General features: G+C 71.8%; 17 protein-coding genes and 1 pseudogene. 11 read left to right on the top strand and 7 right to left on the bottom strand.

The features are described 5' to 3' along the window. The first annotated feature begins 21 nt into the window (after positions 1-21). Positions 22-1,095, top strand: a complete 1,074-nt coding sequence (locus E1283_RS04785) for an ATP-dependent DNA ligase (protein ID WP_132816597.1) — start codon at positions 22-24, stop codon at positions 1,093-1,095. Between the two features lie 11 nt (positions 1,096-1,106). On the opposite strand, the gene E1283_RS04780 is transcribed toward E1283_RS04785, so the two are convergent. Continuing rightward, positions 1,107-1,577, bottom strand: coding sequence for an HIT family protein (locus tag E1283_RS04780; RefSeq protein ID WP_132816596.1), 471 nt, complete (start codon positions 1,575-1,577; stop codon positions 1,107-1,109). Between E1283_RS04780 and E1283_RS04775 the strand changes: the two genes are divergently transcribed. Beyond that, positions 1,576-2,688, top strand: coding sequence for an FAD-dependent oxidoreductase (locus tag E1283_RS04775; protein WP_132816595.1), 1,113 nt, complete (start codon positions 1,576-1,578; stop codon positions 2,686-2,688). The two genes, E1283_RS04780 and E1283_RS04775, sit on opposite strands and share 2 nt — an antisense overlap. A gap of 35 nt (positions 2,689-2,723) precedes the next feature. Continuing rightward, positions 2,724-3,245, top strand: a complete 522-nt coding sequence (locus tag E1283_RS04770; protein WP_132816594.1) for an NUDIX domain-containing protein — start codon at positions 2,724-2,726, stop codon at positions 3,243-3,245. 60 nt (positions 3,246-3,305) lie between these two features. Here the strand turns inward: E1283_RS04770 and E1283_RS04765 are convergent, their stop codons facing one another. After that, positions 3,306-4,406 carry a type III polyketide synthase gene (locus E1283_RS04765; protein WP_132816593.1) on the bottom strand — a complete coding sequence of 367 codons (1,101 nt, stop codon included), beginning with the start codon at positions 4,404-4,406 and terminating at the stop codon, positions 3,306-3,308. A 76-nt stretch (positions 4,407-4,482) separates the two neighbouring features. Beyond that, positions 4,483-5,688, bottom strand: coding sequence for a cytochrome P450 (locus E1283_RS04760; protein WP_243744595.1), 1,206 nt, complete (start codon positions 5,686-5,688; stop codon positions 4,483-4,485). Between the two features lie 265 nt (positions 5,689-5,953). On the opposite strand from E1283_RS04760, the gene E1283_RS04755 reads away from it, so the two are divergent. Next, entirely contained in the window at positions 5,954-6,616 is a 663-nt protein-coding gene (locus E1283_RS04755) for an RlpA-like double-psi beta-barrel domain-containing protein (RefSeq protein WP_207930300.1), read from the top strand. Positions 6,617-6,653: 37 nt separating this feature from the next. On the opposite strand, the gene E1283_RS04750 is transcribed toward E1283_RS04755, so the two are convergent. Continuing rightward, complete coding sequence (locus E1283_RS04750) at positions 6,654-7,877, bottom strand: ROK family transcriptional regulator (protein ID WP_243744594.1); 1,224 nt, start codon at positions 7,875-7,877, stop codon at positions 6,654-6,656. A 429-nt stretch (positions 7,878-8,306) separates the two neighbouring features. Between E1283_RS04750 and E1283_RS04745 the strand changes: the two genes are divergently transcribed. The 5 genes and pseudogenes from E1283_RS04745 to E1283_RS04730 all read left to right on the top strand — a co-directional run bounded on the left by E1283_RS04745 (position 8,307) and on the right by E1283_RS04730 (position 13,752). Further along, the gene (locus E1283_RS04745; protein WP_243744593.1) at positions 8,307-9,938 is read left to right on the top strand and encodes an ABC transporter substrate-binding protein; all 1,632 of its coding nucleotides are present in this window, start codon (positions 8,307-8,309) and stop codon (positions 9,936-9,938) included. A 10-nt stretch (positions 9,939-9,948) separates the two neighbouring features. Then, the gene (locus tag E1283_RS04740) at positions 9,949-10,938 is read left to right on the top strand and encodes an ABC transporter permease (RefSeq protein ID WP_132816590.1); all 990 of its coding nucleotides are present in this window, start codon (positions 9,949-9,951) and stop codon (positions 10,936-10,938) included. Positions 10,939-10,957: 19 nt separating this feature from the next. After that, positions 10,958-11,797, top strand: a pseudogene (locus tag E1283_RS39820) (ABC transporter permease); the annotation flags it as partial. A 129-nt stretch (positions 11,798-11,926) separates the two neighbouring features. Further along, a complete protein-coding gene (locus E1283_RS39815; RefSeq protein ID WP_279571236.1) occupies positions 11,927-12,820 on the top strand; it encodes an ABC transporter ATP-binding protein in 894 nt (297 codons plus the stop codon). Continuing rightward, positions 12,817-13,752, top strand: a complete 936-nt coding sequence (locus tag E1283_RS04730) for an ABC transporter ATP-binding protein (protein WP_132816588.1) — start codon at positions 12,817-12,819, stop codon at positions 13,750-13,752. Before E1283_RS39815 ends, E1283_RS04730 begins: the two co-directional genes overlap by 4 nt. 53 nt (positions 13,753-13,805) lie before the next feature. Here E1283_RS04730 and E1283_RS04725 read toward each other — a convergent pair whose 3' ends face one another. Beyond that, positions 13,806-15,977: an alpha-galactosidase gene (locus E1283_RS04725; RefSeq protein ID WP_132816587.1), complete on the bottom strand. Its 2,172-nt coding sequence runs from the start codon at positions 15,975-15,977 to the stop codon at positions 13,806-13,808. Between the two features lie 129 nt (positions 15,978-16,106). Here E1283_RS04725 and E1283_RS04720 point away from each other — a divergent pair, with 129 nt between their 5' ends. Further along, positions 16,107-18,593: a glycoside hydrolase family 2 protein gene (locus E1283_RS04720; RefSeq protein ID WP_132816586.1), complete on the top strand. Its 2,487-nt coding sequence runs from the start codon at positions 16,107-16,109 to the stop codon at positions 18,591-18,593. Positions 18,594-18,595: 2 nt separating this feature from the next. Further along, complete coding sequence (locus E1283_RS04715) at positions 18,596-19,438, top strand: LacI family DNA-binding transcriptional regulator (RefSeq protein ID WP_207930299.1); 843 nt, start codon at positions 18,596-18,598, stop codon at positions 19,436-19,438. Positions 19,439-19,618: 180 nt separating this feature from the next. Here E1283_RS04715 and E1283_RS04710 read toward each other — a convergent pair whose 3' ends face one another. Beyond that, positions 19,619-20,614 carry an ATP-grasp domain-containing protein gene (locus E1283_RS04710; protein WP_165956010.1) on the bottom strand — a complete coding sequence of 332 codons (996 nt, stop codon included), beginning with the start codon at positions 20,612-20,614 and terminating at the stop codon, positions 19,619-19,621. Between the two features lie 280 nt (positions 20,615-20,894). Further along, positions 20,895-21,882: MFS transporter (locus E1283_RS04705; protein WP_132816584.1), on the bottom strand; the 988-nt coding region annotated here is incomplete at its 5' end.

The raw sequence follows: 21,882 nt of genomic DNA, 5'->3' as shown, positions 1-21,882 counted from the left end.
GCCGGCCGCAGAATCCGGACCATGGACCTTCCGGTGATGCCGCCCGTCAAACCCATGCTGGCCAGGAGCGCGGCCCGGATCCCGGCCGGCATGCACTACGAGGCCAAGTGGGACGGCTTCCGGGCCATCGTCTTCCGGGACGGCCCCGAGCTCGAGATCGGCAGCCGCACCACCAAGCCGCTCACCCGCTACTTCCCCGAGCTGGTGGAGGGGCTGCTCGACCTGCTGCCGGAGCGCTGCGTCCTCGACGGCGAGATCGTCGTCGTGCGCGGGCCCCGGCTGGACTTCGACGCGCTGCTCGAGCGGATCCACCCCGCGGACTCCCGGGTGCGGATGCTCGCCGAGCGCACCCCGGCCAGTTTCGTCGCCTTCGACGTGCTGGCCCTCGACGACGCCTCGCTGCTCGACGCGCCGCTCACCGAGCGCCGCGCCGCCCTCACCGAGGCGCTGCGCGACACCCGCCAGCCGCTCTTCGTCGCCCCCGCCACCGACGATCCCGCGACCGCCGAGCGGTGGTACGAGCAGTACGAGGGCGCCGGCCTGGACGGCATCGTCGCCAAGCCGCTCGACCTGACCTACCGCCCCGACGAGCGGGCCATGGTCAAGGTCAAGCACGAGCGCACCGCCGACTGCGTGGTGGCCGGCCTCCGCTACCACAAGAGCGGTCCCGTGGTCGGCTCGCTGCTGCTCGGCCTGTACGACGGGGCCGGCCGGCTCCAGCACGTCGGCGTCAGCGCGGCCTTCCCGATGAAGCGCCGCCAGGAGCTGATCGACGAGCTCACGCCGCTGATCCTGGACTCGGCCGACGACCACCCGTGGGCCGAGTGGGCCCGGGCCGAGGCGCACGCCGGCCGCCGGATGCCGGGCGCGCCCAGCCGCTGGACCGGCGGCAAGGACCTCTCCTGGGTGCCGCTGCGTCCCGAGCGGGTGTGCGAGGTGGCCTACGACCACATGCAGGGCGACCGCTTCCGCCACACCGCGAGGTTCCGCCGCTGGCGCCCCGACCGCGACCCCGCCTCGTGCGGCTACGACCAGCTGGCCGAGCCCGTCCGCTACGACCTGGGCCAGGTCCTCACCCCGCACCGCCCGCACTGACCGCCGTCCGGTCAGTCGCGGAGCGCGTCCCGCAGCAGGTCGGCGACCCGCTCCGCCTCCTCCGCGCTCTCGTAGCGGTGGCGTGGCCAGAAGAAGCCGCGGAGGCCGTCCCGGCGACGGCGGGGGACCACATGGACGTGCAGGTGGGGGACGGACTGGCTGACGCGGTTGTTCGCCGCCACGAAGGAGCCCTCGGCGTCCATCGCCCGCTCCACCACGGCCGCGACCCGCCGCACCCGGACGAAGAACGGCCCGGTCTCGGCGTCCGTGAGGTCCGTCAGCGTCGGCACGTGGCGCCGCGGCACCACCAGCGTGTGGCCGGGGAACAGCGGCCTGGCGTCGAGGAACGCCACCGCCGTGTCGTCGTCCAGGACGACGTGGGCGGCCGTCTCGCCGGCCACGATCGAGCAGAACGCGCACTCCACACCCTTAAGGAAACCCGGCGGGAAGCCTCCGCGCCGGTCGGCGGTTGAAGGGGACATGAACTCCGTGGACGTCGTGGTCATCGGGGCCGGCCAGGCCGGCCTCTCCGCCGCCTACCATCTGCGCAGGCTGGGCCTGGTGCCCGGCCGGGACCTCGTCGTCCTCGACCAGGCGCCGAGCCCCGGCGGCGCCTGGCAGTTCCGGTGGCCCACGCTGACCTACGGCAGGGTGCACGGCATGCACGCGCTCCCCGGGATGGAGCTGACCGGCGCCGATCCCGACCGGCCGTCGTCCGAGGTGATCGGCGACTACTTCGCCGCCTACGAGGACGCCTTCGACCTCGCGGTGCGCCGCCCGGTGCACGTGGAGGCGGTACGGGAGGCGGGGGACGGCCGGCTGCTGGTCGTGACGTCGGCGGGGGAGTGGCACACCCGGGCGCTGGTCAACGCCACCGGCACCTGGGACCGGCCGTTCTGGCCGAGGGTGCGGGGCCAGGACGTCTTCCGCGGCCGCCAGCTGCACACCGTCCAGTACCCGGGGCCCGCCGCGTTCACCGGTGAGAGGGTGATCGTGGTGGGCGGCGGCACCTCGGCCGTGCAGCACCTGCTGGAGATCGCCGGGGTGGCGGCCGCCACCACCTGGGTGACGCGGCGCCCGCCGGTGTTCCGCACCGATGGCTTCGGCGAGGTCGAGGGCCGGGCGGCCGTCGCCATGGTCGACGAGCGGGTACGGCGCGGGCTGCCGCCGCGGAGCGTGGTCTCGGTGACGGGGCTGCCGATGACCGAGGCGATGCGGCGGGCCAGGGAGGACGGCGTCCTGGTGCGCCACCCCATGTTCGAGGCGCTGACGCCGGAGGGCGCGGTCTGGCCCGACGGCCACCGGGTGCCCGCCGACACCGTGCTCTGGGCCACCGGCTTCCGGGCCGCCATCGAGCACCTGGCCCCGCTGCGGCTGCGTGAACCCGGCGGCGGCATCCGGCTCGACGGCACCAGGGTGGCGCGCGACCACCGCGTCCACCTGGTCGGCTACGGCCCGTCGGCCAGCACCATCGGCGCCAACCGGGCCGGGCGGGCGGCGGCGCGGGAGATCGGGACGCTGCTCCAGGGACCGGCATCCGTCTCCCCCGACGAGGCAGTCATTTTGTCGACTCGGAGAGAGAGATCGAACTAGGATCCACCGCAGGCGCGAGAAAGGCGGATCGACCCGTGGCCTACACCTACGGACGGACCATCACCCACTGCCCCTACTGCGGCGGCGCCTACCTGGCCGACGCCGGGTGGCCGCGGGACTGTCCGGGCTGCGGTGAGACCAGCTGGGCCAACCCGGTTCCGGTGGCCGTGGCGGTGCTGCCCGTGCGGGACGCCGGGCGGACCGGCCTGGTGGTGGTGCGCCGCGACATCGAGCCCTGCCGCGGTGAACTCGCCCTGCCCGGCGGCTACATGGAGGTCGGCGAGAGCTGGCAGCAGGCCGCCGTCCGGGAACTGCGTGAGGAGACCGGATTGATCGCCGGCGCCGAGGACGTCACCCTGTTCGGCGTGCACGGCGCCGAGCGCACCCTCAACCTCTTCGCCCTGCTCCCGCCCAGGGACGCCGGCATGCTGCCCGCGCCGGCGGCCACCCCGGAGGCCAGCGAGTGGCTGGTCGTCCACGAGCCGGTGCCGCTCGCCTTCCCGACCCACACCGAGGTGGTCAAGGCGTTCTTCACCGGCGAGCTCGCGCTTCGCTGACACCGCGGGGTGCCGCCCGGTGGCCCGGGCGACACCCCGCTCCGCTGGGCGGCGCGTTCGTCAGGCGACGCCCGCCTCGGCCCGGCGGCCCTGGCCGCCGACGGTCCTTCGGGTCGTGGTCCACCTCCCCAGCGCGATCTCGGCCGTGATGCCGGGACCGAAGCCGGCGATCACGCCGCGGGCCGACTCCGTCGCCCCGCCGTCGGCGAACAGCCGGTCCAGCGCGTCGAAGACCACGCAGCTCGCGATGTTGCCGCGCTCGGTGAGCGTGGCCCGGCTGTAGCGGTACATGTCGGGCGCGACCCCGAGATAGTGGCAGAGGTCGTCCAGGATGCGGGGGCCGCCGGCGTGCACGATGTGGAAGTCGAAGCCGGAGACCTCCCCCCAGTTGTGCAGCGTCGCCAGCTCGCGCAGTGCCGGGGCCAGCATCTGCATCGTCTTGGGCACCCGCTTGTCGAGCAGGAAGTGGAAGCCGGTGGCCTTGACCGCGTAGCTGATCCAGTCCTCGGTGTCCGGCACCAGGTGTGAGCCGTTGCGTTCGAGACGGACGCCGGTGCCGCCGCGGCCGCGGACCACCGCGGCGGCCACCGCGTCGCCGAACAGCCCGTTGGACAGCAGGGATCCGACGCCCACGTCGACCGGCTGGTAGCACAGCGAGCAGAACTCGCAGGCCACGATGAGGACGTTGGAGTTCGGGTAGGCCAGACAGAAGTCGTGGGCCCGGTTGATGGCCGCCCCGCCGGCCGCGCAGCCGAGCTGGGCGATGGGCAGCTGCCTGGTGTCGTTCCTGAAGCCCAGCGCGTTGATCAGCCAGGCCGTCAGCGAGGGCATCATGAACCCGGTGCAGGAGACGTAGACGATCAGGTCGATGTCCCGCGCGCCGACGCCGGCGTTGTCGAGCGCCTGGTAGACCACCTGCGGCACCCGCCGCTTGGCCTCCGCCTCGTAGAGCTTGTTCCGGTGTTCGAAGCCCGGATGGTCGAGCGTCTCCTCGATCGGCTGCACGATGTGGCGCTTGCGCACCCCCGTGTTCTCGATCAGCCGCAACACCAGGGGGAGTTGCGGATGGTCGGGATGCAGGGTGCGGGCCAGTTCGAGGGTCTGCTCCTGGGTGAGCACGTGTTCAGGAACTGCGATGGACGGCCTGCACAGAGTGGCCATGATTCCCCTCCCCGAGCCGCGGTCGCGCGCCGGGCGCGTGCCGCGGGGTCGCTTTCTTCTGCGGTGGTTGATCCGGTCACCAGGTGACCGGAAGCTCGTACGGGTAGCGCCAGATCGACTCGCTGTTCCAGCGCACCTCCTCGGCCGGGACGGCCAGCGCCAGCCGCGGGTAGCGGCGGAGCATGGTGCTGATGGCGAGCTCCAGCTCCATCAGCGCGAGCGGGGCGCCGATGCAGTGGTGCGCTCCCCAGCCGAAGGTCATGTGCGGCGCCGGCGACCGGTCGAGATCGAGGTCGTCCGGGCACGCGAAGCGGGCCGGGTCCCGGTTGGCCGCCAGGTAGGAGACGTGCACCGTGTCGTTGGCCCTGATCAGCACGCCGCCGACCTCGACGTCCTCGGTGGCGATCCGCGGGATGCCGACGCCCTTGCGGAACGGGATGAACCGCAGCAACTCCTCCAGCGCCTGCGGCATCCGCTCCGGCCGCGCCCGCAGCTTCGCCAGCTGCTCCGGGTTGCGCAGCAGGGTGTAGGTGATGTTGCTGAGCTGGTAGGTGCTGGTGTCGTGGCCCGTCATCAGCAGCACCATGGCCATCACCATGAGCTCGTCGGGCCCCAGGATGTCGTCCCCGTCCCGCGCGGTGGCCAGCGAACTGATCAGGTCGTCGCCGGGCTCCGCCCGCCGGGCCTGGGTCAACTCGCGGAAGTAGGAACGCAGTTCGGCCTTCGCCTGGATCGCGTTCTCCTTGTTGGCCGCGGTGACGTTCATCATGGCCACGGCCCGCCGGCGCAACTCGGGGCGGTCGTCGGCCGGGACGTCGAGCACCTCGCAGATGGTGGTGAGCGGCAGCTCCATCGAGACGTGCTTCACGAGGTCGGCCGGCGGCCCGTGCTCCTCCATCTCGTCGAGCAACCGGTCCACGATGGCCTGCGTCTTGGGCCGCATCGCGTCCACCTTCGGCGCGGTGAACGCCTGGGCCACCAGCTTGCGCAGCCGGTTGCTCGCCGGCGGGTCGAGCAGGTTGATCGACTCGGACTGCACGATCGGCTCGGGCGTCATCCGCGGGAAGTCCCGGCCGGCGACGGCGGCCCGGCTGAACCTGCGGTCCGTGGTGACGATGCGTACATCCTCATAGCGTGTTACCAGCCAGGCCTCACCCTCGCCGTAGGACATCTTGATCCGGGCGATGGGCGCCTCGGTCATCAGTTGCCGCAGCAACGGGTCGAACTCGAGGCCGTCGGCGAAGTCGAACGGACAAGTCCATACGGTGTCGGAGGTATCCACTCCGGGGCTCCCATCGGGTTCACGGCGCCATTCGCGTCAGCCATTCGGCTGGACGACCGATGGTGTCCCCCCGTGCCAGCCCGGTCATGTGCCGACGGGCGGAAATTAACCCTTGAGTGGGACGGATCCGGAGTAGATCCTTACGGAAATCCTACGCTGCGTAGTGTGCTCACCGGGGCTTGACGGGGCCCGGGAACCGCTGAGCGCCCTGGCGCGTGCCGTGGCGTGGAGCCTGTCCAGGGGCGCGAGTTGTGGGGAGTGCACAGTGCGAGTAATCGAATCGCGGGGTCGTCGGAGCGTCGCGACCCTGGCCGCGGCGGCGCTGCTCGCGGCCTGCGGCGCGGGTGGTGGAGCCGGTGGCGGGCCGACCGCCGAGCCCTCGGACGGCTGGCTGGTCACGGTGTACTACACGGCCGTCGAGTCCTACCACGACGGTGAGTCGGTGCCGGTGACCGGCTGCCCGCGGCTCGACTGCGCGCACGGCACCGAGGACCTGGGCGGTCACCCGGCGGACTTCGTGGCGGCCGTCCGCGACGAGGGCACCGGACGCCTCACGACCGGGCCGTACGCCGGCGGTTATCTCAACTGGTCGCACGACACCGGCTACTGGCTGGACGTGGCACCGAGGGACAGTTACGGCCGGCCGCTCGAACCCTTCGTCTCGGCGGCGGCCGACGGGGACGTCCTGCCGCGCGGGCGGACGCTGCGGATCGCCGACTGCGGCACCGCCGAGGACGGTTCGGCGATCGAACCCGACGTCTGCGCCCGGCTGACGGCGGCGACCTGGGAGATCCGCGACGAGTTCACGCCTGGGCTCGGCGGTGAACGCCACCTGGACGTCTACCTCGGGGAGGAGACGGGCCCGGAGTTCACCGGGGACCCGCTGTACACGACCCTGGAGGGCGCCGCGCTCGACCTGCTCCCCTGACGGCGACCGGCGCCGCCGGGGGAGGGCGCGGCGGCGGTCAGCGGGTGGCCGACACGCCGCCCGGCTCGGCGTCGGCCAGGTTGCCGGGGAGCCGCAGCCCCTCGCGCAACGGCACCAACTCGGCCTGGAGCACCAGCGCCGCGGCGCCGATCGCCGGCGCGGTCGCCGCCGAGCGGGACAGCCGCACCGTCACCGGGTGGGTGGCCCGGGAGAAGAACGCGCGGTCCAGCTCGCGTTGCACCACCGGCAGGTAGATCGAGCCGGCGATGGCCAGGCTCGGCCCGGTGAGCACCATCTGGTCCAGGTCCATGATGTTCGCCAGGGTGCGGGCCGCCACCGCGAGATGGCCGGCCGAGTTCTCGAGCAGCTCCCTGGCCGCCGCGTTGCCGCGCAGCGCGGCGCGGGTGACCGCCGCGAAGTCGGCCAGCCGACGCGGGCGTTCCTCGGCGGCGTCGGCGGCGAGCCCGGCCTCGGCGGCCAACGCGGCGTCGGCGCGGGCCGCGGCGACCACCGCGCCCGGGCCGGCCAGCACCTCGGTGCAGCCACGCGCGCCGCACCAGCACTCGGGGCCGTTCGCGTCGAGGCAGATGTGGCCGATCTCGCCCGCGTTGCCCGAGGCGCCGCGGAAGGTGATGCCGTTGACCATCAGGCCGGAGCCGATGCCGGTGCCCATGTAGATCGCCGCGAAGGTGGCGGTGCCGCCCACGTCCCCCGACCAGTGCTCGCCGAGCGCGGCCGCCGTGGCGTCGTTGTCGAGCACCACGGGCAGCCGGGTGGCGGCCAACAGCTCGCGGTCCAACCGGAAGTGCTCCCAGTGTCGCATCGCGGGGGGTACGAGGCGCATGCTACTGGTCTGGTTCATGGGGCCGGGTGCGACGAGACCGAGTCCAAGTATCCTGCTGCGGTCGATGCCGGCTCCGTCGATCAGGGCGTCGACTTCCGTCGCCATTCTGGCCACCACGGCCGGCGGATCGTCGGTCCCGACTCCGGCGCGTGACATCCGGGCGACCACAGAGCCACCGAGGTTGGTGAGCACATAGGTGATCCCCGCGTGGTCCAGATGCACGCCGACGGCGAACCGGGAGGACTGGTTGAGCTGTAGCAGCACCCGACGCTTGCCGCCGGTCGACTCGGCCCGGCCGGTCTCCAGCACCAGGCCGTCGTCGATCAGGCGTCTGACCACGGTGGAGATGGTCGCGCCGGTGAAGCCCGTGGCCCTGACGAGACCGACTCTGCTGATCGTGCCAGCCGCGCGGATCACATCGAGGATGGCCGCACGGCTACTGGCGTGGGGAGTGGCTCCCGCCGGTCCGCTCACTGCTTCCTCCGCATCGTTCACGGGAGTTCACGACTTCACTGCGCGTTGTGGGGGTAACGCTGCGCGTTGCTTAGTTTATTTGCTTGACGAAGCCCGGCGCCAGTGGGTTCGCGCGAAAAGCTGGCGCGATGTCCAGTGTGGCGGCTTGTGCTTCATTGGTGACGGATTGCGACCGCAGATGTGCGCGCGTCGTTGTCTGTTCGTGTCTTTGGAGGGTTGACTTTGTTAATTCGGCGGCTTAACAATCACATACCCCCGGGTGACTCCGCCCATGCCCCAACGGTGGGGCAGGCCATGAGAGGAACGAGAATGTCCCTGCACGTGAGATGGCGGCGCGCGCGTACCGCGGTCATCGGTGCCGTTTCGGTTGGGTTGCTGGTCGCAGGCTGCGGCGGCTCGAACGACGGCAACAGCGGTTCTGGTCCCGCCGACACCCTGGTCGTCTACAACGGGCAGTCCGGCGACTATGTGGCGAACTTCAACCCCTACGCGGCGTCAGGCAACATCGAGGGCGCGGGGACGATCTTCGAGCCACTCTTCTTCTACAACATCGCCCGCGCGGACGACCCAGCCCCGCGGCTCGGCACCGACTTCGCCTGGAACGAGGACGGCACCGAGCTGACGATCAACCTCCGCGAGGGGGTCACGTGGTCGGACGGCGAGGACTTCACGGCGGACGACGTCAAGTTCACGTTCGACATGATCGCCGGCAACGAGGCCATGAACACGGTCGGCTTCGCCGGGGAGACCGAGGTCGTCTCCCCGACCCAGGTGCGCGTCACCTTCGAGAACCCGGCCTTCATGGACGCCACGCAGATCCTCGGCAAGGTCTGGATCGTCCCCGAGCACATATGGAGTTCGGTGGCCGACCCCTCCACCGACCCGATGACCGAGCCCGTCGGCACCGGCCCCTTCACGGTGGGCGAGTTCCGCCCGCAGGCCTTCACGCTGACCGCCAACGCCGACTACTGGGACGGCGAGCCGTCGCTGCAGAACGTCCAGTACCGGTCGCTCTCCGGCAACCAGGCCGCCGCCGACTCGCTGGCCGCCGGCGACATCGACTTCAACACCGGCCCGGTTCCGGACATCGCCAACATCGAGCGGAACTACCAGGGTTACAAGGCGCTGACGGTCAACGTCTTCCCCGTCGTGCTCAGCACCTGCTCGAACGCCGAGCTCGGCTGCGAGGGCCCGCAGACCGACCCGGCCGTGCGGCGCGCGATCTACTACGCCATGGACCGCACGCAGATCAACGAGCTGGCCTTCCAGGGCCTGGCCGGCGAGATCTCCCCCGGTTTCGCCCTCCCCGAGCGTGACGCGGCCTACGTCTCCGCGGAGCTCACCGACCGCACCGCGCCGGCGACCGCCGACGCCAACCAGGTCGAGCAGATCCTCGAGGGCGCCGGTTGGAGCCGTGGCGGCGACGGCATCTACGAGAAGGACGGTGAGCGCCTCGAGATGTCCGTGACCGTGGTCACGGGCTGGAACGACTACGTCACCACGCTGAACACGATGGCCGAGCAACTGTCCGGCGTCGGCATCCAGCTGAACGTCAACCAGGTCGCCTTCCAGGAGATGAGCGACTCGCGGGTCAACGGCACCTACCAGCTGATGATCGACAGCTTCTCCCCGGGCGCCACGGCCGACCCCTACTGGAACTACAACTACTTCTTCACCACCGGCAACACCGCCGAGGTCGGCAGCCCCGCCAACCCGAACTACGCGCGCTACTCCAACCCGGACGTGGACGACGCCGTGGCGCAGCTGGGCCAGATGGACCCCACCGACCTGGAGGCCCGTCAGCCGCTGTACGACCAGATCCAGGCGCAGATCGAGCAGGACATGCCGTACATCCCGGTCCTCGCCAACGCCACGGTCAGCGAGTACAACGCGGACAAGTTCAGCGGTTGGCCCACCGAGGTCGACCTCTACGCCTTCCCGGCGATCTGGCAGAAGCCCGACCAGGCCGAGATCTTCCGGAACCTCGAGCCCAACGGTGAGTGACGAGTAACGCATGAGGTACTACGCCCGGAAGCTGGGGTTCTACGCGGCCGCCCTGTGGGCGGCGCTGACCCTCAACTTCTTCATTCCACGAATGATGCCGGGCAACCCGGTCGACACGCTGCTGGCCAAGTTCCAGCAGCGTGGCGGCTCGGTTAGCCCCGAAACCCGTCGGGCCTACGAGCTGTTGCTCGGCACCAACTCAGGTGAGCCCCTGTGGGACCAGTACTTCTCCTACCTGGGCAACCTCGCCCGCGGTGATCTCGGGGTCTCAGTAAGCGTGTACCCGGCCACCGTCTCCCAGGTCCTCTCGCAGTCGATGATGTGGACGATCATGCTGGTGGGCATCGCCACCGTGCTGTCGTTCGTCATCGGGGTGGGCCTGGGGGCGCTGGTCGGCTGGCGGCGCGGCTCCTGGCTGGACAGCGTCATCCCGGCGACCACCGTGCTCGCGGCCGTGCCCTACTTCTGGCTGGCGTTGATCTTCGTTCTGATCTTCTCCACCACGCTCAACTGGTTCCCGCTCAACGGCGGCTACGACGTGTCGCTGGCCACCGGCTGGAACTGGGAGTTCATCAGCTCCACCATCGAGCACGGCTTCCTCCCCGCCCTGACGATCGTCGTGTCCTCGGTCGGCGGCTGGCTGCTCGGCATGCGGAACATGATGGTGTCGACCGGCTCCGAGGACTACATCCTCACCGCCCGCGCCAAGGGCCTGCGCGACCGCCGGATCCTGACCCGCTACGCGGCGCGGAACGCGGTGCTGCCCTCGCTGGCCGGCTTCGCGATCTCGCTGGGCTTCGTGGTCTCCGGCTCCGTCATCACGGAACAGGTCTTCTCCTACCCGGGCATCGGCATGAAGCTGCTGCAGTCCGTGGAGAACAACGACTACGCCCTGATGCAGGGCATCTTCCTGGTCATCACGCTCGCCGTGCTCGGCGCCAACCTGATCGTGGACCTGCTCTACGGCTTCATCGACCCCCGTACCCGGGTCAGGAACTGAGCGGAAGGAGCAGGCAACCATGACTCAGACAAGCCCGCTCGCCGAAACACCGGACGCGGCCACCGCCAAGCCCGTCAGGCGACGCGGCGGCTTCCGCGCCATGCTGCCGACCTGGTCGGCCAGGCTGGGCGTCGGACTCCTCCTCGTCATCGGCATCGCGCTGTTCGGCGTCCTCGGCCCCATGCTCGTGGGCGATCCGGACGCCATCAGCAGCATCGGCATGACCGAACCCAGCGGCGACTACCTGCTGGGCACCACCCAGACCGGCCAGGACGTCCTGGCGCAACTGGCCCACTCCACCCGGGGCTCGCTCCAGATCGGCCTCCTGGTCGGCGTGCTCGCCACCGTCCTCTCCGCGTTCTTCGGCATCATCGGCGCCTACACTGGCGGCTTCCTGGACGAGGCGTTCTCGCTCTTCTCCAACGTGATGCTGGTGATCCCGGGGCTGCCCCTGGTGATCGTCATCGCCGGCTTCGTGCCGGCCGAGGACCGCGGCCTCTCCACCATCATCCTGGTCCTCGCCATCACCGGCTGGGCCGCCTCGGCCCGCGTGCTGCACGCGCAGACCCTGTCGCTGCGCAACCGCGACTACGTGGCCGCGGCACGGGTGGCCGGCGAGAAGCGCTGGCGCATCGTCACGGTGGAGATCCTGCCGAACCTGCTGCCGCTGCTCGCCTCGCAGTTCGTCTTCGCGATCATCGCGGCCATCATCTCCGAGGCCAGCCTCTCCTTCCTCGGCCTGGGCGCCAACGGCCAGCACACCCTGGGCACCATGCTCTACTACGCGCAGAACGGCTGGGCACTCCAGCTGGAGGCGTGGTGGTGGTTCGTCCCGCCGGGTCTGCTGATCGCGCTCTTCGGCTGCGGCCTCTCGCTGATCAACTTCAGCATCGACGAGATCATCAACCCCAAGCTGCGCGTCGACGCCAGGACCGCCAAGGCCAAGGCCGGCGGCGTCGCCAAGGAGGCGCGGGCCGCGGCCACCGCCGTGTCGCCCGCGCCCGACCAGCCCGACCGGGAACTGGTGCTCACCGTCGAGGGGCTCAACGTCGTCTACCAGACCGAGAAGCCCGTGCACGCCGTCAAGGACGTGTCCATCACCCTGGCGCGCGGCGAGATCCTCGGCCTGGCCGGCGAGTCCGGCTGCGGCAAGACCACCCTGGCCTACGCCATCAACCGGCTGCACCGGCCGCCCGCCGAGGTCTCCTCGGGCACGGTCACCTTCCACGACCGGGGCGGCCCGGACATCGACCTGCTCAACCTCGGCGACGAGGAACTGCGGGCGTTCCGCTGGTCCAAGCTCTCGATGGTCTTCCAGGGCGCGATGAACTCGCTCAACCCGGTGATCTCCATCCACGAGCAGCTGGACGACGTGCTCACCACGCACAAGCCCGACATGGGCAAGGCCGAACGGCGGGCCCGCTGCGCCGAGGTGCTGCGCCTGGTCGGGGTCGACCCGCGCCGGCTCGACTCCTTCCCGCACGAGCTCTCCGGCGGCATGCGGCAGCGCGTGATGATCGCCATGGCCATGCTGCTCGACCCGCAGGTCATGATCATGGACGAGCCCACCACGGCGCTCGACGTGGTCGTCCAGCGCGGCATCCTGCGCGAGATCATCCGGCTCCGCGACGAACTCGGCTTCGCCGTCGTGTTCATCACCCACGACCTGCCGCTGCTGCTCGAACTCAGCGACCGGATCGCGGTGATGAAGGCCGGCGAGATCGTCGAGTACGCGCCGTCCGGCCAGATCTACGAGCGGCCGAGCCACCCGTACACGAGGCAGTTGCTCGCTTCCTTCCCGAGCCTCACCGGCGAGCGCGGCGCGTTCGTGCGCGCCGGCGGCACCGCAGCGAACGACGTGAACGAGGGGGCCGCGCGATGACCACGCTCGAAGTCCGCGACCTGGTGAAGGACTTCCGGATCCGGGCGGGCCTGCGCAGCTCCCGGCTGCGCGCCGTCGACCACGTCTCGTTCACCCTGCACCCGGGCCGCACCGTGGCCCTGGTGGGGGAGTCGGGCTCCGGCAAGTCCACCATCGCCAGGATGATCTCCCGGCTGGAGCGGCCGACCGGCGGCGAGATCGTGGCCACCGGTCCCGACGGCCGGAGGGTGGGCGACCGGGCGTACCGGGACCACGTCCAGATGGTGTTCCAGGACCCGTTCGCCTCGCTCAACCCGTTCCACAGCATCGAGCACCACATCGCCCGGCCGCTGCAACTGCACCACAAGTCCAAGGGCCGGGTCGACACCAGGCGGCAGGTCGAGGAGCTCCTGGAGCGCGTCAACCTCACCCCGCCGGAGGACTTCGCGCCCCGGCGGCCGCACGAGCTGTCCGGCGGCCAGCGGCAGCGGGTGGCGATCGCCCGCGCGCTGGCCCCCGGCGCCCAGGTGGTGATCGCCGACGAGCCGGTGTCCATGCTGGACGTCTCGATCCGGCTCGGCGTGCTCAACCTGCTGGCCAGGCTCCAGCGGGAGGACGACCTGGCGGTGCTGTACATCACGCACGACCTCGCCACCGCACGGCACTTCTCGGACGACATCCTGGTGCTGTACCGCGGGCGGGTGGTCGAGCGCGGGCCGGCGGACGAGGTGATCCTCAACCCGCAGCACTCGTACACGAGGCTGCTGGCCTCCGCCGCCCCCAACCCGGAGAAGCGGGGGCGGTCGCTCGCCGAACTGCCGGGCGCCATCGACGAGCAGGACCTGGCCAGGTCCTACGACCACACCACCGGGTCCTGGGTGTCCTTCGAGAACGCCCGGCCCATCGCCGTCGCCGCCGCCAACCCGGCCGGCGGCGACCGGACGCAGGTGTGAGCGGGGCCCGACCCGGCCATCAGGCCGGGTCGGGCCCCGTCAGGCGGGCCCGTTCAGGCCGCCGTCGCGCGCAGCAGGACCAGCCGTTCCGGGAACAGGACGGGGGCCTGCAGCCCGGCGGCGGCCAACGCGCGTCCGGGCAGGCGTACCCCCGCGGGCGTCCACCAGGGCAGCGGGACGCCCCAGCGGCTCGCGTTGCCGTCCGGCAGGTCGCCTGGCGGCAGCGGCCGCACGTGGTAGACCGCGTCGGGCAGCAGCCCGGGCAGCCGCACCGGGCCGGGCGGGTAGAGCTCGGAGGTGGCGGCGGCCACGATCGCGAACACCGCGTCCGAGCCGTCCTCGGCGACCACGCCGTGCACCTGGTACGCCGGATCCGGATGGTCGGCGTGTACCGCCGTCCCGGAGTGCAGCAGCCCGCGCAGCTCCTTGTAGAGCGCCACCCAGGCGGTCAGCCGGTCGAGTTCCGCCGGCTCGACGCGGCTCAGGTCCCACTCGATACCGAAGTGCCCGAACAGCGCCGTGCCGGCGCGGAAGTCGAGCGGGTGCCGGCGGTCCGTGGTGTGCGCCAGGCCGGAGCCGACGTGGGTGCCCATCAGTTCCAGTGGCACCAGCGCGTTGGTCCAGCGCTGGATGCGCTGCCGCTCCAGCGCGTCGATGCAGTCCGAGACCCAGATCCGGTCGGTGCGCTCCAGGATCTCCAGGTCGACGCGGCCGCCCCCCGACGAGCAGGACTCGATCTCGACGCCCGGGTGGCGCCGGCGCAGCTCGTCGAGCAGCCGGTAGACGGCGAGCGTCTGGTCGTGGACTCCGGCCCGGCCGCCGGGCTGGTGCCCGGCCTCCACCAGGTCGCGGTTGTGGTCCCACTTGAGGTAGCCGATCCGGTGACGGCTCAGCAGGTCGTCCAGGCGCTCCAGGATGTGGGCGTACGCCTCGGGCCTGCCCAGGTCGAGCACCTGCTGGTCCCTTGCCCGGCCGGGGAGCCGGCCGCCGGTGGCCATGATCCAGTCCGGGTGGGCGCGGGCGAGGTCGGAGTCCTCGTTGATCATCTCGGGCTCCACCCAGATCCCGAACTCCATGCCGAGGCCGGTCACATGGTCGATCAGCGGCCCGAGCCCGTCCGGCCACGCCTCGTCCGAGACGTACCAGTCGCCGAGCCCGCGGCGGGCGTCGCGGCGCGAGCCGAACCAGCCGTCGTCGAGCACGAAACGCTCGGCGCCCACCCGGGCCGCGGCGTCGGCGAGCCCGCGCAGCCGGTCGAGGTCGTGGTCGAAGTAGACGGCCTCCCAGGTGTTGACCACCACCGGTCGCGGGGTCCGCGGATGTCCCGGCCTGGACCGCAGGTGCCGGTGGAAGCGCGCGGAGACCTCGTCGAGCCCGGTGCCGTGGGCGCCGTACTGCCAGGGCGTGGTGTAGGCGGCGCCGGGGGCGAGCGAGACCTCGCCGGAGAGCAGCAGCTCGCCGGAGCCGAGCAACGAGACGGAGTGGAAGGTGCGTTCGGCGAAGGTGCGGTGGTTGCCGGACCAGGCGGTGTGCACGGCCCACACCTCGCCGACGCGGTTGCCGAAGCCGGCGGTGCCGGCGGCCAGCAGGAACGCCGCGTCGTACCCGGTGCGCCCGGTGCGGTTCTCCCGCATCCGCAGCCCCTGGGTGAACGGGGTGCGCACGGGGGCCCGTTCGCGCAGGTGGTGGCCGGTGAAGTCGAGCAGCTCTGCGGCGTGCGGCGGCACCGGCAGGGTGAGGTGCACGGCGTCCACGGCGAACGGCGTGGAGCCCTCGTTGGTGACCGTGGCGCGCTGCCTGACCAGGCCGGTCGGGGTCAGCTCGATCGTGAGGTCGAGGCCCAGTTCGGCCGTCGGGTCCGTGGCGCGCACCGCGAGCCGGCCGGCCGCCTCGTCGAGGGTGGCCGCGAGGACCCGGAAGGCGGTGGAGAAGTGCCCGCCGCCGCGGTTGCCCACCAGCCCCGGGGTGCCGAGCCAGCCGGCGGACTGCTCGGGCAGCACGGCGACCGGCACCTCGCCGTCGACGGAGAAGCCGATGGGCTGGGGGCGGCCGGCGAGCAGCAGGTCGGCGAGCTCGGCCGGCGACAGCGGGCCGAGGTCGGCGCCCCAGTGCGCCACTCGGGGCAGCGAGGCGCCGGCGAGGTCGAGCACCAGGCTCACCCCGGCCGCGCGCAGGTGGTGGAGGTCGTGACCCGGCGGGTCGGCGGGTGCGGAGGGAGGTACCACGGGGGGAGACGTCCTTAACTGTGTTCGGTGATGCCCAAGGGTGTCCAGATCTGTTGACTTACTTTATTCGCTTGCATAAGAATCTCTACCGGTCTGAGGCAGAGAAAGAGTCTTTGGGAGATTTCAACGATGATCCGCCACGCCCTGCACGACGGTTGGCATCTCACGGCGACCGCCGGGCCGGTACCCGCCGACATCGCGGGCCGCCGTGTGCCGGCCCAGGTGCCAGGCAGCGCCCACCTCGACCTGCTGGCCGCGGGTCTGATCCCCGACCCCTACCTCGACCGCAACGAGGCCGAGCTGGTCTGGGCGCACCGCACCGACTGGCGCTACGCCACCACCGTCGAGGCCGCCCCCGCCGCCGAGGACGAGCGTGTCGACCTGGTCTTCGAGGGCCTCGACACCGTCGCCACCGTGGAACTCGCCGGCACGGTGCTCGGCACCACCGCCAACATGCACCGCACCTACCGTTTCGACGTCCGCGAGGCGCTGGACGGCACCCCCACCGACCTGGTGGTCGGCTTCCGCTCCGCGCTGGAGCACGCCGAGGAGGTCGAACGCGAGCTCGGCGCCCGCCCGCACGCCTACGACCACCCCTTCAACATGGTCCGCAAGATGGCCTGCAGCTTCGGCTGGGACTGGGGCCCCGACCTCCAGACCGCCGGCATCTGGAAGCCGGTCCGGCTGGAGCGCTGGCGCACCGCCCGCCTCGCCGAGGTCCGCCCGCTGGTCACCGTCGCCGAGGACGGCACGGGCCGCGCCGAGGTGCACGTGACCGTGGAGCGCGCCGGGCTCGGCGACGACCCCGAGCTCACCCTCACCGCCACCGTCGGGGAGCACACCGCGACCGCCACCATCCCGGCCGGCGCCACCACCGGCGTCGCCCTCGTCGAGGTGCCGGACGCCCGGCTGTGGTGGCCGGTCGGCTACGGCGACCAGCCGCTCCACGACCTGCGCGTCACGCTGCGCACCGCCGGCGACCCGGACAACCCGGAACTCGACGGCGCCGACCGGCGGATCGGCTTCCGCACCATCACCGTCGACACCACCCCCGACGAGACCGGCACCCCCTTCACCTTCGTCGTCAACGGCCAGCGGATCTTCGCCAAGGGCGCCAACTGGATCCCCGACGACCACTTCCTCACCCGGATCACCCGCGAGCGCCTGGCCCGCCGGGTCGACCAGGCCGTCGACGCCCACATGAACATGCTGCGCGTCTGGGGCGGCGGCATCTACGAGACCGAGGACTTCTACGACGTCTGCGACGAGCGCGGCGTCCTCGTCTGGCAGGACTTCCCGCTCGCCTGCTCCTCCTACGCCGAGGAGGCCCCGCTCTGGGACGAGTTCGAGGCCGAGGCCCGGGAGAACGTGGCCCGCCTCACCTCCCACGCCTCGCTCGCCCTGTGGAACGGCGGAAACGAGAACCTCTGGGGCTACATGGACTGGGGCTGGCAGGAGCGCCTGGAGGGCCGCACCTGGGGCCTCGGCTACTACACCGACCTCTTCCCCCGGATCGTCGCCGAACTCGACCCCACCCGCGCCTACTCCGACGGCAGCCCCTACAGCCCCCGCTTCGCGCCCGAGGAGAAGCACCCCAACGACCAGGACCACGGCACCCGCCACGAGTGGGAGGTCTGGAACCGGGTCGACTACACCACCTACCGCAACCACGTCCCGCGGTTCTGCTCCGAGTTCGGCTTCCAGGGCCCGCCCACCTGGGCCACCCTCACCGACTGGATCCACGACGAGCCGCTGACCCCCACCTCGCCCGCCTTCCTGCTCCACCAGAAGGCCGAGGACGGCAACGGCAAGCTGGACCGCGGCATGGCCCCGCACCTGCCGGACCCCGCCGACTTCACCGACTGGCACTGGGCCACCCAGCTCAACCAGTCCCGCGCCGTCGCCTTCGGCATCGAACACTTCCGCTCCTGGTGGCCGCGGACCGCCGGCACCCTGGTCTGGCAGCTCAACGACTGCTGGCCGGTCACCTCCTGGGCCGCGGTCGACGGCGAGGAGCGCAGGAAGCCGCTCTGGTACGGCCTGCGGCACGCCTACGCGCCCCGACTGCTCACCGTCCAGCCGCGCGGCGACCGCCCCGCCCTGGTGGCCGTCAACGACACCGGCACGGCCTGGTCGGGCGACATCGTCGTCCGCCGGATCACGTTCGGTGGCGAGGTGCGCGACAGCGCTACCATCTCCCTCGAGGTGTCGGCGCGCTCGGTCGCCGAGCTCGAGTTGGCCGATTCGCTGGTGAAGCCGGTGGATCCGGCGGGGGAGGTGCTGGTGGCAGCCGTCGACGGGGTGCGGACCGTCCATCTGTTCGGCGAGGACCGCGACCTCGCCTACGACCCGGCCGCGCTGAGCGCGCGCGCCACCGCCGTGGCCGACGGCTACCAGGTCGAGGTGCGCGCCGAGTCCTTCGCCAGGGACGTCGCGATCCTCGCCGACCGGGTCGCCCCGGACGCCGAGGTCGACGAGATGCTGGTCACCCTGCTCCCCGGCGAGAGCCACACCTTCACCGTGCGCACCACGGCCACCGTCGACCCGGCGCGGTTCACCGAGGCGCCGGTGCTGCGCAGCGTCAACTCGCTGACCGCGCCGCCGAGTCGGGTCTGAGGGTGGAGCGTTCCGGAGCGGTGGGCCTGGTCCTCGCCAGGCCCGCCAGGCTGTTGGGCGTCGAACCCTTCTTCATGGAGTTCATCGCCGGCATCGAGGAGACCCTCGCCGAGCGCGGGCTCTCCGTGCTGCTGCACGTGGTGCCGGGACACGAGGAGGAGATCGCCACCCACCGGCGCTGGGCGGAGCGCGGGCTGGTGGACGCGGTCGTCCTGGTCAACCTGACCGCGGGCGACCGCCGCCCCGCCGTGCTGCGCGAGCTCTCCATGCCCACCGTGGTGGTCGGCGCCTGGCAGTCCGAGCCGGGGATCGCGCCGGTGCCCACCGACGACGTCGAACCGGTGCGGGAGGCGCTGAGCAGCCTCCTCGACCTCGGGCACCGGCGGATCGCCCGGGTCACCGGCCCCGCCCCGCTGCTGCACACCGTGGCCAGGACCAGGGCGCTGCTCGACACCTGCCGGGAGGCCGGCATCGAGCCGGTGATCGTGGAGGGCGACTACTCGGCGGAGAGCGGGGCCGCGCTGACGGCCCGGCTGCTGCGCGAGGCGGAGCGGCCGACGGCCATCCTCTACGACAACGACGTGATGGCCGTCGCCGGGCTCGGCGTGGCCAAGGAACTGGGCGTCGCGGTGCCCGACGAGCTCTCGCTCGTCGCCTGGGACGACTCGACGATGTGCCAGCTCGCGACGCCCGCGCTGTCCACCATGCGGGGCGACGTGCACCAGTTCGGCGTCTCGGTCGGGCTCACGGCCCTGGAGCTGATCGACGGGGTGCCGGTGGTGCGGCGCTGGTCGCCCACGGTCCGCTTCGTGCCCCGGGGGACGACGGCGCCGCCCCCCGAGTGAGGGACCGCCGGATGTCGGCGGCCCGCCGGTGGGCGGGCCGCTGCCTCAACGCTCCGCTGGAAGCGCGGGCGGGCAATGCGGGCCGGGGCGGTTGGTCGCGCCCACCCGATGGAGCCGCCCGTGCCGGGGCTCCGCGCCCCTTACGGGCCGCAGTACCGCATCGGACTTCGACGAGAGCGCTTACCCGCCGGCCACGGCGAGGGCGCCGGCCGGGACCTCGGTGGCGGTCTCGGTCACGGCCACCCGGCCGCCGAGGCGCGGCACCGGGAGTGGCCCGGGATCGCCGCTGAGCAGCAGCCGGACGGCCGCCCAGGGCAGGTTCACCCCGGCGAAGGCCGTCTGGAAGATGCCGGCCGAGGGGCGGGGGTTGGCCTCGAGCAGCATGGGCCGCCCGTTCCGGTGGCGCAGCTGCACGTTGGAGAGGTAGGCGAGCTCGAAGTGGCTCACCAACCGCTCCGCGATCTCCGGGTAGACGGGATCGTCAAGCAGCAGCCGGTAGCGGCCCTCCTTGGCGCGGGCTATGCCGGCGAGCAGCCGGCCGTCGGGCGTCGAGAGACAGTCGACGCTGACCTCGGGCCCTTCGAGATAGGGCATCACCAGGAAGGCGGGCACCTTCTCCCGCGCGTCCGCGGCCCGCTTCAGCGCGTCGGCCACCGCGTTCACGGAGACCAGCGGCCTGGCCGGTTCGAGCAGGTCCCGCATGCTGAGCGGACTGTCGTCCAGGATGCGGAAGCCGAACGCCGAGTACTCGCCGGCCGGCTTGATGCAGACGGTCTCGCCGGCCCCGGCCAGGTCGTCGACCGCCGCCCGCAGCCCCTCGGCGTCCCGCACCACCCGCCACTCGGGCACCGGCACACCGATCGCCGCGGCCACCTCGTAGGTGCGGCTCTTGCTGGTGAGCACGTCGATCGCGGCCGGCGACGAGCACATCAGCCGGGTGCCGACCGCCGCGAAGTCGTCGGCCCGGCCCGCGAGGGCGTCGAGCCGCCGGGGCGGGACGAGCACGTCGATGCCGTGTCGCCGACAGAAGTCCAGGGCGAACTCGGCGTAGGTGTGGTTGTCCACGCGACGCGGCTCGACCTCCGCCACGTCGCAGGCCGCCAGGGCGGCCGCGCCGCGGTCCACGTTCGTGCCGTAGATCCGGACCGGGGTCGCGTCGGGGTTGTCCCGCAACATCCGGATCACCTGCGTCGTGGCCGCTCCCGCGCTGCTGAGCCAAATCCTTAGTGCTATCGCGCACTCTCCCGTCATCACCGAAAGCCGTCGAGGGAACCGCACAGGTCCACGGGTGGGACGCGATCACGCGGGCGAGGGCGACCGACGGCGTGGACCAGCCGTCGGGCCGAACATGATCGGATGTGAAACGGATCATAGCCCGGAACGATGACGCCCATGTTTCACCGTCGAACGTCTCTTCGTGCGGTGTGGCCTGCGACGATGGCGCCACCGACGGGGGTCAGCGGCGCTGCTCCCCGGCGGTCGGCTCGGCGGCGAACGAGGCCATCGCGCGCTCGGCCGTGGCCCTGGCCCGACGGCCCGTCGTCAGCAGCCCGAGCAGCAGCACCAGCGCCCCGCAGCCGGCGATCACCCACCAGCCGGCGGTCCGCGAGCCGTTGGCCAGGGTGGTGCCCACCACCGCCACGCCGAGCGCCGACCCCACCTGCCGGCCCGTCGACGCGATGCTGGCCGCCACCCCGGCCCGGGTGCGCGGCATCCCGGTCACCGCCGTGTTGGTGATGGGCGCGTTGACCAGGCCGAAGCCGACCCCGAACAGCGCGTACGCCGTGAACAGCAGCCCCAGCGACGAGTCCGGCTCCAACCTGGTCAGCAGCAGACCACTGGCCAGGATCGCCACCCCGGCGGGCAGCAGCGGCACCCGGGCGTTGAAGTGGCCCACCAGGTAGCCCGAAAGCGGCGAGGCGAACAACGTCACGGCGGCCATCGGCAGCAGGTACAACCCGGCCTCGAACGGCGACAGATGCCGGTCGTTCTGCAGGTAGATCGTGTTCAGGAACAGGAAGCCGCCGAGCCCGGCGAACGCCAGCACGGCGATCCCGAACGCCCCGCTGAACGGCACGCTGCGGAAGAAACGCATCTCCAGCAGCGGCTCGTCACGGCGCGGCTCGTACCGGAGCAGCCCACCCAGCGCCAGGACGGCGACCGCGAAGCTCCACAGCAGGATCGGGGAGCCCCACCCCTCCTTGCCGCCCTCGATGATGCCGAAGGTGACCGAGCCCAGCAGCACGATGACCAGCAGCTGCCCGACCGGGTCCAGCCGGCGCGGACGCGGGGCGCGGGACTCGGGGACGAAGCGCATGGTGAGCACCAGCGCCGTCAGACCGATCGGCAGGTTGATCCAGAAGATGGCGCGCCAGTCGAAGATGCTGACCAGCGCGCCGCCGAGGATCGGACCGATCGCCATCGAGATGCCCACCACCCCGCCC

The sequence above is a fragment of the Streptomyces hainanensis genome (assembly GCF_004348415.1).
GTDB classification, from domain to species: Bacteria; Actinomycetota; Actinomycetes; order Streptomycetales; family Streptomycetaceae; genus Streptomyces; species Streptomyces hainanensis.
The sequence above is the reverse complement of the archived record's forward strand: the minus strand, read 5'-3'. Positions and strand labels throughout refer to the sequence as shown.